The sequence below is a fragment of the Paenibacillus sp. FSL P4-0184 genome (genome assembly GCF_038004625.1).
Lineage (GTDB): Bacteria > Bacillota > Bacilli > Paenibacillales > Paenibacillaceae > Paenibacillus_AQ.
In genome coordinates this window covers 87,929-102,598 of sequence record NZ_JBBORN010000002.1, presented here as the reverse complement: position 1 = coordinate 102,598, position 14,670 = coordinate 87,929, and the positions used below count along the sequence as shown (strand labels likewise).

Below are 14,670 nucleotides of genomic sequence, written 5' to 3'. Positions count from 1 at the left end.
TTTTAGAGATGCTTCGCCAAAAATTGCTGCCATAGAGTCCGCATTTCCAAGGTCTCCATATGCCCACCACTAGAAATGACAGGTTGCCAATGTTCTGATTTCCCTGCCGTTTGATAAGCTTCGGACAGCCCCCTATCCAAGAGTGCTACTCCTTCAGTGGGACATAGCCGATCATTTCTGCCTACTAGGCTCATTCGCGGGCGGGGAACGATCCGCTTTTGAATATCGAGCGTTGTGAAATGCTTCAATAACCCGGGCACATAAGAATAGTAACCATGGTGATCTAGTCCTCTTACAGCAATTAGGGTATGTGCATCTACTTGACCACAAATATCGACAATCACCCCGACTCGTTCGTCTAATGCAGCCAGCCACCATGCCATCAAACCACCCATGGACATACCGATTGTTGCGATTCGTGACGTATCAATAACCTCACGTTGGCACATGTAATCTAGCATACGAATATTGTCATATAGCATCATGCCCCACATGACCTGCCCCTGCCACAGCATTTCCTTCACTAACTCACTCTCTGTTCTGCCACCACGCTCATTAAATCCCCACATATCGATACAGCAAGCAGCGTAACCCATCTCTGTTAAGACTTTAGCAAAAGAGGGCTGTTGCAAATAGGAACTACTCTGAACAAACTCGTTACGTCCATTCGCGTAATTCCCTCCATGAGAATGATTAAAGACAACTAGTGGAAACGGTCCTTCCTTATCCAAAGGGATTGCCACATAAGCCGGCACCTGTTCAATTCCATTAAGATCCAGTAAAAGAGATTCCAGACTATATCCGTCCCGCTCCTCTTGGTTCATCACAGTTACGGCAATCGGCTTATCCGACGGAAGATCGCCCAACAGTTCCTTCAGTTTATCACGCTCCATGGTTCCCTCCCTTACGGACACACATTCTGTTCTGTGGGCGAAACTGTAACTTGTTCTACTAGTTTTTCAGGCTTGCTCGTGTTCTTCGAATGACAATTCATGATCTCTATCGCTTCGCCATTTTCAATATAAAAAGCAGGCCCTTCATGATTCTCGATGCTCACCTGATGAAATTGCACATCCCTTGCATTGCCCAGAAAAAATCCGCGATTGTTCATGTTCTCGATCCCTGTCATCATATCCGGATGCCCGGGAATTGCATTACGTGCCATGGAGATATCAATATTTGTAAAAGTAATCTCCGATACATACTGCTCTGCAAGTCCATATAAGAATCCCGCAGATGCATGTACATTACGTGCGGTAATATTGGCGAAATGAATTCGTCTAAAGCATGGCGTTTCATCTGTAATCGGATAAGGGTTTTTGTCCCACACATACTTCTCTTTCCCGCGAGGTCCACAGAAATAGTATAGATTTAGTGTGAACGGACAAATGACGTCTTCCATTACAATATTACTGATCCGAATATCTTCAATCGTCCCTCCTCGTCCACGTCTTGATTTCATTCGTATGCCACGATCGGTTTGTTTGAATACACAGTTACTAATGGTTACATTACGAATATCTCCGCTCATTTCACTTCCGAGTACAACTCCCCCATGTCCATGAACCATGGTACAATTGGTGATCGTAATATTCTCGCATGGAATGCGCTCTTTCGTATCTTCAGTTCCCGCTTTGATAGCAATGCAGTCATCACCTACATCAATATTACAGTTACTAATCCGAACATTCGTACAAGATTCTGGATTAATACCATCTGTATTCGGAGAATCAGCCGGGTTATTAATGGACAGATTATCAATCGTCACATTGTAGCAGCCCACAGGATTAACGGTCCAGCTTGGAGAATTCACTAGCGAGACATCCTTAATCGTTACCCGCTGACAGCTATCAAATCCAATCAAAGTCGGACGGGGGTACTTGAGCTCTTCAGGGCGGTTCCGAAATACATCCCACCATGCTTTGCCATTACCATTAATAGTTCCATTTCCGGTGATCGATATATTGACTAAACCTTTGCCATGAATACAAGGCGTATGAACCTGCTGCTTCACCCCTTCCCATCTGCATTCCACCGCAGGATAATTCACCGAATTCGTACTGAATGAAAGAATCGCTCCTGGATTTAAATTTAATTCAATATTGCTTTTCATAACAATCGCACCCGTATAGAAAGTACCTGCTGGCACATAAACGGTTCCTCCACCAGCCTCACTTGCCGCTTCAATCGCATGCGCAATCGCCTCTGTCGCTAACATCCCGCTATTCTTAAGCGCCCCAAAATCCTCAATATTATATACGGACATTTTATAGCACTCCTATTCTATATCAGATCCAGCCTCTTAATTGTTCGTACTCCACACAGGCTTGCAAGAAAGCACCGACACCCTTTTGGTCGTTAGTAACAATAGGCTCACTAATGTAATAAGCGAACGTGCCGTCGCGTTGATCTGCTCCACCTAACCCTGCTACTTGGCAATTCTTATTTAAATTGACCCATCCTTCTTTGGTCTCAAGAACAAACTCTGAGATAAGTCCTTGGAAGGCGAGATCTAACGGTTCGTACCAACTAGCCTCTAATACGCCTAATCGAATACCTTTTGCCATAGCATACACAATCATGCTAGAAGCGGAAGCCTCTAAGTAATTCCCTTTGCGTTGCCCCAGATTCACTACTTGATACCAGACGCCAGATTCAGGATCCTGATATTTCTTTACAGCTGATAAAGTATCGTTTAGGATACGCACCAGCTCTGAATAATCGGAATGCTCACTCGGCAATAACTCTAGAACATCTACTAAAGCCATAAGATACCAGCCAAGTGAACGCGCCCAAAAGTTTGGAGAGCATCCTGTCTTGCGGTCACACCAAGGTTGAAGACGCTGTTCATCCCATGCATGATATAGCAGACCTGTTTCCGAATCCTTCGTATGCTTCTCACACAAGATAAATTGTTTTGTAACATCTTCAAGCCCTTGCCCATCTTCAAAAGCTAGCAAGTAGGCTAAATAGAAAGGCGCGCCCATATAAAGACCATCTAACCAGATTTGATAGGGATAAATATTTTTATGCCAAAAAGCACCTTCTGAGGTTCGCGGATGTGTCTCTAGCTGCTTTCTAAATAAGGTAGCCGCTTGTTTATATTTTTCCTGCTTGGTTTTTTTATATAGCGTAAATAATAATTTCCCGTTGTTAATGTGATCGATATTGTATTCATCTAGGCGATAACCCTTAACGCTGCCATCCTCCTGAATAAAGTTATCCATCTGATCTTGAATGAATTGCAGATACTTCGCATCACCAGTTTGCTTCCAAAGCCATTCAAATCCATTCAATACGACACCATAGTCATACGTCCAGCTTCCGTTGTAGCCTTTATCTTCATAGAGCTTTGGTGTCCTCGCCATGATTGAGTCTGCTGTGCGGATTGCCCAATGAGATCTCTTCATCCCAACCCCCTGATTATCATTAAATTTAAGAATAACTTTCCCACAAAATAATAGGACTTGATTCTCAGTCCCAGAGAATCAAGTCATTGTCTAGTAAGAATTCAATCGAATCACCCTTGGATTAAGCTCTCCATCTCAACGCAAGCCATCACCAACGCGCCTACGCCATGTAAATCATTTTTAACTTTAGGTTTAGTGACGTAACTCTCGTAATCCCCAGCCGAAGTACCGATACAGATGTCCGGCAAAATCAACCTATCCTGCTCATCCCACTGAATGATTTGGATTAACCCTTCATACCCTTTTCTAGCCGCGGCTGTAGCGACTTCCACATCGCTTACAATGCCATGCTTCACTGCTTTGGCAATCGTGTAGACGAATAAACATGAACCTGAGGCCTCCAGCCAATTATCCGGCTCATGCCCCTTATCTACGACCTGATACCAAAGTCCACTTACCGGATCTTGATAACGAATAAGGGCATCAACAAAATCACGTAAAGTAGAAGATAATTCAGCTCGGGCTGGGTCTTGGACGGCCAACAGATCAAGAAATTGCGACAATGCGAGACCATACCAGCCCAGCGATCTGCTCCAGAATTCCGGTGAGCACCCTGTCTCCGGGTTTGACCATGGCATCCGGCGGCTCTCGTCCCAAGCATGATACAATAACCCGGTTGTCTCATCTTTCATATACTTACGCATTAACATCTCTTGATGGAGAACTGTATCACGCAAGCTAGGATCGCCATAGACATTAGCATATTTTAACGAGAATACGCCTGCCATATAAAGCCCATCTAACCACATTTGGTTAGCATATTTATCCTTATGCCAATACCCACCTTCAGAGGTTTTGTTTAACGTAAGCAATAAATTCCTCAGCTTCTCCGCAGCAATGTGATACTTGAGTTTACCTGTCCGTTTATGAAGAATAAACAGCAGTTGTCCAGCTTGAACAGCATCCAGCTCATCGCGGGCGAAATAAAAGTTACCATATTCATCTACCAAATCATCCACGTATTCCTGAATATAGTTAATATAGCGGTCTTCTTGATAAGCATTCCACAAAAGCTCCATACCACACAGAAATACACCTTGATGGTAATGCCAACGATGTGCTGGAGGAAGCTCTCCCGCTCTGTAAGTATCCATTAAAGAATCGCATGCCTTTTTTGCCCAATCCATTGGTGTTGTTGGTATCCTGCCAGTCATCTCCAAGCTCCTTCCAAAGAATAATCTCTCTCTTCCTCTTATTAGCCCTTCATAGAACCTAACATGGCACCTTTGGCAAAATGCTTCTGTATGAATGGATATACACAAACTATTGGTAAAGTAGCAACAACGATAACAGCCATTTTAATGGTTTGGTCTGGCGGTGGAACAGTTGTATCCAGTGTAGAGCTGTGATCCATACCGCTGGCAAGGACAACAATTTGTCTGAGCAGAACCTGTATTGGCCACTTCGAACTATCATCCAAATACAGAATCGCATTCATGTAAGTATTCCAATACGTAACCGCATAGAACAATCCGATAGTCGCTAACGCAGGTAAGGATAATGGCAATACAATTCGAAATAATATTCCGAAGTCGTTGCAACCATCAATTTTGGCCGACTCCTCCAAACCTTCAGGTATATTTTGGAAAAAATTCCTCAAAATGATCATGTTAAACGCACTAATTGCTGAAGGAAGAATAAGCGCTGCATAACTGTCTATTAGTCCCAATTCCTTTACCACGAGGAAGGTTGGGATCATTCCACCATGAAAGAGCATCGTGAACACAACCATAAAGTTAACCACTTTACGTCCATCCAGATCTCTTCTGGTAAGAGCGTAGGCCATCAAAGAAGTTATAAACAAACTGAGGAAAGTACCGACTGCCGTAACACCAATGGAAACACCCATGGCTTTAAATATTGTATTCGTTGAAAAGATGAACTTGTATGCTTCCAGACTCCATACCTTTGGGATCAGTACAAACTTACTAGAAGCTAGTTCTGCACTCGTTGTGAAAGAGCCTGCTACAACGTGAACAAGGGGGAGCACAGTTATTAAAGCAATGATCGCAAGCAGCGTGAAGTTTATAGCAGAAAAAATTCTGCCACTGATTGTTTTATCTTCTACCATTTCTATTCCTCCCACAACATATCAATAAACGCCTTCTTCTCCCATTTTCTTAGATGCTTTATTCACCAACATAACCATGATCAAGCCGACAATTGATTTGAAGAATCCAATGGCTGTACTGTAACTAAACTGCCCCTGTCTCAGACCAGCAGTATATACATACGTATCGATAATTTCCGCAACTTCTCGATTCATGGAGTTAAGCAGCAGAAACACATGTTCAAATCCAAGATCCAGAACGGAACCAATTTTCAGAATAAATAATGTGATAATTACGCCTCTAATCGCTGGAAGTGTAATATGCCAGACTTGTCTGAGTCGTCCAGCACCATCCATACGTGATGCTTCGTAAAGCCCTGGATCAATGGCAGCTATGGAAGCTAAATAAATAATCGTTCCCCAGCCTGCTTCTCTCCAAATCACCTGAATAATATACATGGGCCTGAACCATCCAGGATTCAGCAGGAAATTAATTTTTTCAAATCCGAAATAGGAAAGTAGCTCGTTGATAATTCCTCCATCCATCGTAACCATTACAAAAGAAATGGAGACGATGATAACCAACGACAGAAAATGGGGCAAATAGAAGATCGTCTGAAAGGTTCTTTTGAAAAAGCTGCCTTGAAGTTCATTCAACATCAGGGCAAGAATAATCGGCATTGGGAAATAGATAAGAATGTTTAATCCGAAAAGCACAAGTGTGTTCACTAAAATATTTAAGAAATCCGGCTCTGTGAACAACCTGCTGAAATGCTTCATTCCTACCCAGTTACTGCCTGTTATTCCTTGATAAGGTTTGTAATCTTGAAAGGCGATAATTAGTCCGTACATAGGAAAATATTTAAAAATAATAAAATATAGCACTCCCGGTGTTAGCATGACGTAGAGCCATTTATTTCTCCACAGACGCTTTTTAAGTTCACTGCTGCTCTTGTAAGTCTCACGCTTTATTTGTGGAGCTGGACTGGGCTGTGCGGTGAGTTCCTGCATGATTCTCTTCCTTTCTCCTTCTTTATTCAAACTCTTTATTTCTCCATGTGACTATGAAGAGAAAAGGTTGTTGAAACAAAATCAACAACCTTTTCAGCTAGGTTTTATTTCTTATACAATGCGTTGTACTCATCAATAATCTTAGCTCCGCCACGGTTCTTCCAGTTCTCAACTTCTTTTTCGAACCCTGCTTTGTCGATCTGTCCATAGATATATTTATAAGTTGCATCGGTAATAATCTGTTGAAGCTCAACACCTTTTTCTGTGTACGTAGCCGAATCCATCGCAGCTGTTGGATCTGGTACCCCCACCTTGACATTCTCAAGAACCAATTGATCCGCATGAATTCTTCCTGGCAGCGTGTTATAGTTCTCGTACATTCCATTGGTTTCAGCTTCGCCGATAACGCTGTCCTTATATCCTTTTACTTCACGTTCAATCAATTCTTTGTCATCTGTAGCTTTTGCTTTACCGTCTTCAACGGTATAGTGAGTACCCTCGATTCCCCAATACATCAAATTAGCTACTTCTGGGGTCATCATTTGATCAAAGAAAGCAAGAATCTTCTTGAGTTCTGCCTCATCCTTCACAGCAGATTTTGGGAACAAGACAACATTGTTATAGCCTGGAATCATCCATTGAGCATACTTTCCATCTGGACTTGCAACCATACTATGCGCATCCAAAACAGCATCAGGGTTATTCTTAATAGTATCTTTATTGAGGGAATCAATATCTTGCATGGAGCCCCCAATATAGAGTCCACCCTTTCCAGCCTTAAACATATTTACAGCATCTGTTTTACTGGTAGCAGCGAAATCTTGATTAATGTATCCGCCATCACGAGCTTTTTTGAAGAAGTCCATCGTGTCGAAATATTCATCGAATGTAAATTCAGGTGCTAATTTTCCATCCTTCTCTCCCCAGGTGTTCGGTGTTCCGAACCAAGAAGAGACAGTTTTGAAAGCTCCATAGGTCAACTCATTACGGTCAATAATACCTGTAGTATCTTTCTGTCCATTACCGTCTGGATCTTGTTCCGTGAAGGCCTTAGCCATTTCGAATAATTCATCTACATTTGCTGGTGCAGCAAGTCCTAATTTATCTGCCCAGTCTTTTCTGTAAATGATACCTTGACGTGCTAGAGGGCGGCCGATATATAAGGTGTACAGCTTGCCGTCCACTTTCGTATTATTCAGAATTTCTGGTTTCAATTTACTCAAATTAGGAAACTCGCTTAATAGCGGACCTATTTCCCAGAATTGTCCGTCTTTTATCGCTTCTTTCATCTGAATGAAGGTTGTCTGATTCTTCAAGTACGTCACTTGCGGCAGTGAGCCGGTTGCAAAAGATGAATTAAGTTTTTCTTCATAAGTATCAGCCGGGAAAAATTGATAGGTCAGCTTCGTGTTGGTCAATTTTTCAAGTTCAAGCTTAATCGTATCAGGCGGGGTCTCTGGAATATTTAATGGAAGCATAATCTTAATTTCTGTTGGTCCTGCTTTCACTTCTTCTTTAGGTGCTTCTGTCTCAACCGGCTTAGCAGTGCTCTCACCACTTGCAGTTTCAGAACTTGCTTGATTGTTGTTGTTACCACCACATCCAGCTAACAATGTGCTGAACGCTAACAGTGCCGTCAACAACATGGTGAAGGATTTCTTCTTCATACCATTTTGACCTCCATAATTTGTATTGGTTACGAGTTCCACGTTACATCGTCGGCAAGGTTACGAAAACAATCATTTCCCCATAAAGGCCCGTTCTTAAAGGGATCTGAGTAAATGATTATGGTGATAACACAAAAAAATCCACCGCGTCATCCGCAGTGGATCAAACTAACCTATTTACTTCTCTATCCCAAGCTCAGCCTCACCATATTCCTTAATAATCTGATCTCCTCCGCTAGCTCTCCATTTCTCAACTTCCTTCTGGAATCCCTCAGCGGTTATATTGCCTAGTATGTAATTGTACGTAGCATCCACAATGATTGTAGACAATTCCACATTTTTCTCATCATAGGTGGATGAGCTTAAAGACACGGTCGGATCGTCGACCAGAAAAGATTCATTATCTTTACTTAGCTGATCCGCAAGTGAGGTCAATTGCTCCTTCTGAGCCACTTCCATAATGTTCTTATTACTAATATCTGCAATCATCAAAGAATATAACGGATTTACTTCTTGCACCCGCAGTTCTGAGGTTTCCTCGGGAAGAATGATTTTCCCTCCCTCAAGCTTATAATGGCGCCCTTCAAACCCATACATCATTATATTCGCTACATCTTTATCCATGGTTCGATCAAAGAATTCGAGTACCTCGCGGAGTTCATCCTCCGTAGCAATGGCTTTTTTGGAGAAGAGATAGAGTCCATTATAATTGGGTATCGACCACACCTTATATCCTACTGGCCCTTCGATCCGATTGATTAACGTAAGTTCTGCCTTTGGATTCAAATTCTGAGCTTCAATAGACAACCGCTTTACATCTGTCATACTGCCAATAAATACACCAGCAATACCATTAATGAACTTATCACGTTGTACTTCTTTGCTCGTTAAGGCGAAATCCTGATTAATAATTTTCTCATCATATAATTTCTTCATGAAATTCATGGTGTTCATATACTCAGCGGTCACAAATTCAGGAACGAATTGATGATTCTCTAGTTTCCAATTATTCGGGGTGCCAAAATACGAACTTAATGTCTTGAATACCCCATACACAAGATCATTTCGATCGACTAATCCGAAGGTATCCTGTTTTCCATTCTGATCTGGATCGTTGTATGTAAATTCCCTCATAACCTCATACAGTTCATCCAGTGTTTGTGGATTATTTAAATGGAGATTGTCGAGCCAATCCTTACGAATAATGACCCCCTGTCTGGAAGAGGGGCGTTCCGTATATAGGCCATAGATCTTACTATCTACAGAAGTCTGCTTAAGAATAGCAGGGTTCAGTTGTTTAAGATTGGAGAACTCCTGAAGATAGGGGCCGATCTCCCAAAAGGCATCCGAACGAATAGCATTTTTCACCAGATTGTAATCTGAGAATTTTACAAATGTGACCTTTCCCAGGGAATTGGTCGTAAGCGCCGTGTTCATCTTATCCGTGTAGACCCCCTCTGGAACCCACCTTATATCGAGCTTCACACCTGTCAGTCTTTCGATCTCTGCCATAATCTCTTTCGAAGGCTGTTGTGGAAAATGAAGGGGTGCCAAAATTGAGATGCTCGTGGGAGATACTACTGGGCCGGCTTCGGCAGATTCCTTATCGTTGCAAGCGCTTAAAAAAGAGAAGACGAGCATGGTAAATAAGCAGAAATACAGCGTTGCCCTTTTACCCATAGATACTTTAGACATTTCTGTGGCCTCCTAGGTATTGTAAGGATTATCACTCTATATCTTGAAAATTTTACAATTTATAAGCATAATTAGAGCTAATGATTATCACAGAACGAGATGATTATTGTTATTTCATACCAAGTTACATACACTTAGATCAAGTGTCTACTTCTACATAAGTAAAGGTGCTGAGTCCCGTGAGACCATTAAGCTTTCTAAGTAAGCTAACGATGTTTGCCTTTGTAATTAGCACGCTGCCTGTGTTGTTCATCGGTTCTTTTTCATATTTCACATCTTCAAAAGAAATTCAAAAAAACGTTAACAACAGCAAAATGGAATTAATCTTACAAATCACCTCAAATGTAGAACATAAGTTAACAACTGTCAATCAAACATTAAACCAAGTGATCAATTCTAGTGTATTAAAAAAAGCACTAAACAACCCTTTAAATGAAACCGATTTCATTTTATACAATGATTTAAGAAACGAAATTCGCAATATGCAGTCCTTCGATACGAAGCTGGAAGATGTCATCTTATTAAATCAGCAGCAAAATTGGATGATCAAAAATTCTGGCGTTTATCGCTTAAATGAGTACAAGGACCATGCGCAGCTCACCAACCTGATGAATATTGCCGAAGATACCTCGTGGATCCTGAACCCGTCCTCCATATTTTACAGTGAGGAAAGCATTAACGTCACAGGCTGTAACTACAGCATTAGTCTTATCAAGAAACTCCCAACCAATAAGCTGCAAAAATATGGGCTTGCCTTAGCTAATATTCCTGTCTGCAGTCTTCAGGATTTCATTAACTCGGATGTACAGCCACTCGATGATATTATCGTTCTGGATAAGACAGGTCGATTCCTGCTCCATCCGGACCGCAACTTGATCGGGAAACCAATGAAAGAAGGCGGATTTACAGAAGATTCATTCATTACTAATCCATCTAAACTTTCAGGTCAGTTTAAGACCAGGATCCACAAGAAGGATTACTCCGTCACTTACATGCGCTCTCAGATGAATGGCTGGGTCTATCTTTCGGTCACATCCATGGAAAGTTTAACGAAAGAATCCAAAAAAATTAGCCTGTTTACGATATTCGTGTGTAGCTTTATGCTTCTATTGTCTATTCTCTTGGCATGGATCGGTTCAAGACGGATGTACACTCCCATTGAAAGACTACTCAATCAAATGGGCCAACGCAAACCGGACATTAAATCCAGACACACGAATGAATTTCAGATTATTGGAGAACAAGTTCATTCTTTATTCCAATCCAAATCACAGCTGGAAAAAGAAGTCCGTCAGCATATCCAACAGGTGCGTACCTTCTTCCTAATCAATGCTTTCCATGGCAACGTTAAGAAGCGCGATCTGCATGAAGAGCTGGAACAATTCGGCTACCATAAGCAGCTCGAAGAATGGAAGACGATGGCTGTGATTACGTTGTCGATTGATTTTGCCGATGATTCCAGCTATGAGAAAAAAGATCTTAATCTCTTATTATTCGCTGCCCACAATATAATCGAAGAGTTAGTCTGCCCTGAACAACGACTGGCACCAGTAATTATGGATCATGCAGTAGTCGTCTTATTGGGGAGTCCAGACAGTGATACCGAGTCTTTTCACAAGACATTATATTCATTAACGGAGAAGCTGCAGCAGGAAATAAACAACTACCTAAAGCTTCAGGTGAGCATTGGTCTGAGCCTTCCCTTCAACACCTTCGATAAATTATCCACGGCTTACAGAGAGGGACTCGAAGCACTGAAGCATCGGATCAAACTTGGTAAAGGTGTCATTATCCAGTATGAAAATATTAACTCTGGCAAGCACTATCTGAATTTGAACTACCCTACTCATAAAGAAAATGACTTACTGGACGCTATCAAATTAGCTGAAACAGATAAAGCAAAAGAACTCATTCATTTGCTCTTCAAATCTATCTTTGCTCATGAGCTTTCACCACAGGAATACCAGATCCCGTTGACGCGCTTACTCAATAATTTACTCATTATGATGCAGGAATCCGGTATTAGCTTAAATCAAATTTATCATGCTAATGGTTCCATATTTGAGGAGCTGCATGACCTCCATACTGTAACGGAGATTGAAGATTGGTTCTGGAGCATGGTCATTTATCCGATGATCAAGATTTTTAACAGCAGACAAAATGCTCAATACCACAACATCTCAGAGAAGATCATCGATTTAATACAACATGATTACGATACAGATCTTACTTTAGAAGAATGTGCTTCACGTCTGCATTATAATGCCAACTATATCAGCAGCGTCTTCCGTAAGGAGACCCAGTACTATTTCAGCGAATATTTAACGATGTACCGATTTAAAATGGCGAAAAAATGGCTGAAGGAAACTGACATGCCCATTAAAGATATTGCAGCCAAATTAAGATATAACAACTCTCAGAACTTCATTCGCTCTTTCCGTAAGCAGGAAGGCATGACACCCGGACAATACCGGGATCACAACGCTGGCACAAAACTTAAATCCACCTTTGACGAATCAATGTAAAAAGAGAGAACTATTGTTCAGGTGGAATCAAAAAAAAGAGTCTCTCTTTTTTTTCGAAATATGTTAACGTGTGCATATAACCTTTTAAGGAGGAATTGGAACACAATGTTGAGCTTCCGTGTACATTCCAACCATACAGAACAAACCGAGCTCTCTCTGGAAACCTCACAACTCACCCTTTATCCCCTTGCAACGCCTGGGAGACCGCCCAACACAAGCTGAGCTTCACGCCTACTCCTCAGAATCACAGATGACTTCTCTACCACCTCCAACTTTTATATGGACTACTGCAAATGATGCCACCGTTCCTGTGGAGAATAAGGACGGCATGGTTTAGGGCATGGTTTAGGGCTTGCTAAAGAACATCCTCATTGCCAGCAATGGCTTTCCCTTTCTGAGAAATGGCTAAGTAAACACCACTACATTCAAGGAGAAGATCCTATGACACCCACATTATTTATCGCGGGAGATTCCACTGCGGCTATCAAAGGCGCTGGAGAAAAACCTATGACTGGCTGGGGAGAATACCTGCACGGTTATTTTGGGATTTCTGTTCGAATCGAGAATCGCGCCATTAATGGTCGCAGTACCAAATCTTTTATAACTGACGGCCGTCTGGAGGACATCCTTAAAGACTTCAAGGCCGGTGACTACCTCTTCATTCAATTTGGACATAACGATGAGAAAAAAGAAGATCCTTTGCGTTACACTGATCCCGACACTGAATATCGCCGCAACCTAATTCAATATATTGAAGCTGCTCGGCAGTTAGGCGGGACTCCGGTTCTACTAACCTCTGTAAGTCGCCGCCGCTTCAACTCCGATGGAGAGCTTGACCCGCTTGCTGTAGGCGCTTATCCCGAGGCTATGAAGCAGGTAGCTGAAGAAACGCACACACCGCTGCTTGATATTTTCGCAGCTTCGCAAGTGCTCTATCGTTCGTTAGGTGTTGAAGAATCCAAAAAGTTATTCATGCATTTGCCTGAAAAAGCACATCCGAATTACCCAAATGGAGTTATGGATGATACTCATTTCTCTGTTCAAGGTGCTCAGCACATCGCCAGACTTGTGGTTCAGGCTATTGAACAATCTACTGCCTTACCATTAACAGACTTACAACAACTACTACAAGGAGTGATCACAGATGTCTCTAATTAATGAAGTTATTACAGAATACTATCGTATCCCTTTGCCGGAAATCATGGAGGACGCTAAACACGGACTGCACACTCACTTTGAAGTTCCCATTGTCAAAATTAAAACCGATGACGGTCGTGAAGGGGTAGGTTATACCTATACTGGCGGATTTGGCGGCAAAGCGATCTGCTCACTAATTGCGAATGAATTAACTCAGATCTTAATCGGTAAGGATGCTAGCTGTGTGGAAAGTATCTGGGAGCAGATGAACTGGGGAATACATTATGTTGCTCGCGGGGGTCTGGCTAGCTTCGCCATTGCAGCATGTGACATCGCTTTATGGGATTTACGTGCGAAGAAAGCAGATGAACCGCTTTACAAACTTCTGGGTGGCGCAAGCAATGAGGTCAAATGTTATGGCGGAGCGATTGATTTGAATTTCCCATTAGAAAAGCTCCTCCTCAACAATCAAAAATACTTAGATATGGGCCTGCAGGCTGTCAAAATTAAACTAGGCCAAAAAACATTAGCTGAAGATGTGGAACGAGTGGCTGCGGTACGCCAATTGGTCGGCCCAGATGTAGCCTTTATGGTCGATGCCAATATGAGCTGGAGTGTGGAAAAAGCGATAAAAGCCGCACGCGAATTTTTGAAATACGACATTCTCTTCTTAGAAGAACCAACAATTCCGGAAGATTATGTCGGCTATGCACGGATTGCTGAAGAAACAGGAATGGCCGTTGCAGGCGGAGAGAACTTGCGAACATTAACCGAATTCCATCACATGCTGCAATATGGTCATGTTGATTTTCCTCAACCGGATGCTTCCAATATAGGCGGAATTACGGGCTGGTTAAAGGTGGCTCACTTAACACAAGCCTATAACCTTTCCGTTTCCACACATGGGATGCAGGAATTACACGTTAGTTTATTAGCAGCTATGCCAAATGCAGGTTATCTCGAAATGCATAGCTTCCCTATCGATCAATACACCACTCGCCCGCTAGTGATTAACAAAGACAATGGGATGGCAGTTGCGCCTGAAGTAACAGGCACTGGTGTTACCTTTGACTGGGATAAATTAGCACCTCACAAACAACAATACTAATAGGAGC

11 protein-coding genes are annotated in these 14,670 nt (G+C 42.2%); 3 read left to right on the top strand and 8 right to left on the bottom strand.

Annotated features, from left to right (window positions below; genetic code table 11):
- Positions 1–2: 2 nt before the first annotated feature.
- The 8 genes from MKY52_RS22170 to MKY52_RS22135 all read right to left on the bottom strand — a co-directional run bounded on the left by MKY52_RS22170 (position 3) and on the right by MKY52_RS22135 (position 9,893).
- The gene (locus MKY52_RS22170) at positions 3–893 is read right to left on the bottom strand and encodes a dienelactone hydrolase family protein (RefSeq protein ID WP_341053553.1); all 891 of its coding nucleotides are present in this window, start codon (positions 891–893) and stop codon (positions 3–5) included.
- An 11-nt stretch (positions 894–904) separates the two neighbouring features.
- On the bottom strand, positions 905–2,266 hold the full coding sequence (locus MKY52_RS22165; RefSeq protein WP_341053551.1) for a glycoside hydrolase family 28 protein: 1,362 nt from the start codon (positions 2,264–2,266) through the stop codon (positions 905–907).
- 22 nt (positions 2,267–2,288) lie between these two features.
- Entirely contained in the window at positions 2,289–3,410 is a 1,122-nt protein-coding gene (locus tag MKY52_RS22160) for a glycoside hydrolase family 88/105 protein (protein WP_341053548.1), read from the bottom strand.
- Between the two features lie 110 nt (positions 3,411–3,520).
- Complete coding sequence (locus MKY52_RS22155) at positions 3,521–4,624, bottom strand: glycoside hydrolase family 88/105 protein (protein ID WP_341053545.1); 1,104 nt, start codon at positions 4,622–4,624, stop codon at positions 3,521–3,523.
- A 41-nt stretch (positions 4,625–4,665) separates the two neighbouring features.
- Positions 4,666–5,541: a carbohydrate ABC transporter permease gene (locus MKY52_RS22150; protein ID WP_042186649.1), complete on the bottom strand. Its 876-nt coding sequence runs from the start codon at positions 5,539–5,541 to the stop codon at positions 4,666–4,668.
- A 21-nt stretch (positions 5,542–5,562) separates the two neighbouring features.
- Positions 5,563–6,531 carry an ABC transporter permease gene (locus MKY52_RS22145; protein WP_042186647.1) on the bottom strand — a complete coding sequence of 323 codons (969 nt, stop codon included), beginning with the start codon at positions 6,529–6,531 and terminating at the stop codon, positions 5,563–5,565.
- A gap of 104 nt (positions 6,532–6,635) precedes the next feature.
- A complete protein-coding gene (locus MKY52_RS22140; RefSeq protein ID WP_042186645.1) occupies positions 6,636–8,198 on the bottom strand; it encodes an extracellular solute-binding protein in 1,563 nt (520 codons plus the stop codon).
- Positions 8,199–8,375: 177 nt separating this feature from the next.
- Complete coding sequence (locus tag MKY52_RS22135) at positions 8,376–9,893, bottom strand: extracellular solute-binding protein (RefSeq protein WP_341053543.1); 1,518 nt, start codon at positions 9,891–9,893, stop codon at positions 8,376–8,378.
- A gap of 179 nt (positions 9,894–10,072) precedes the next feature.
- Between MKY52_RS22135 and MKY52_RS22130 the strand changes: the two genes are divergently transcribed.
- The 3 genes from MKY52_RS22130 to MKY52_RS22120 all read left to right on the top strand — a co-directional run bounded on the left by MKY52_RS22130 (position 10,073) and on the right by MKY52_RS22120 (position 14,663).
- Complete coding sequence (locus MKY52_RS22130; RefSeq protein ID WP_042186641.1) at positions 10,073–12,418, top strand: helix-turn-helix domain-containing protein; 2,346 nt, start codon at positions 10,073–10,075, stop codon at positions 12,416–12,418.
- Positions 12,419–12,859: 441 nt separating this feature from the next.
- Complete coding sequence (locus MKY52_RS22125; RefSeq protein ID WP_341053540.1) at positions 12,860–13,576, top strand: rhamnogalacturonan acetylesterase; 717 nt, start codon at positions 12,860–12,862, stop codon at positions 13,574–13,576.
- Positions 13,563–14,663 carry a mandelate racemase/muconate lactonizing enzyme family protein gene (locus MKY52_RS22120; protein WP_341053538.1) on the top strand — a complete coding sequence of 367 codons (1,101 nt, stop codon included), beginning with the start codon at positions 13,563–13,565 and terminating at the stop codon, positions 14,661–14,663. The genes MKY52_RS22125 and MKY52_RS22120 overlap by 14 nt, the downstream gene beginning before the upstream one ends.
- Positions 14,664–14,670 lie beyond the last annotated feature (7 nt).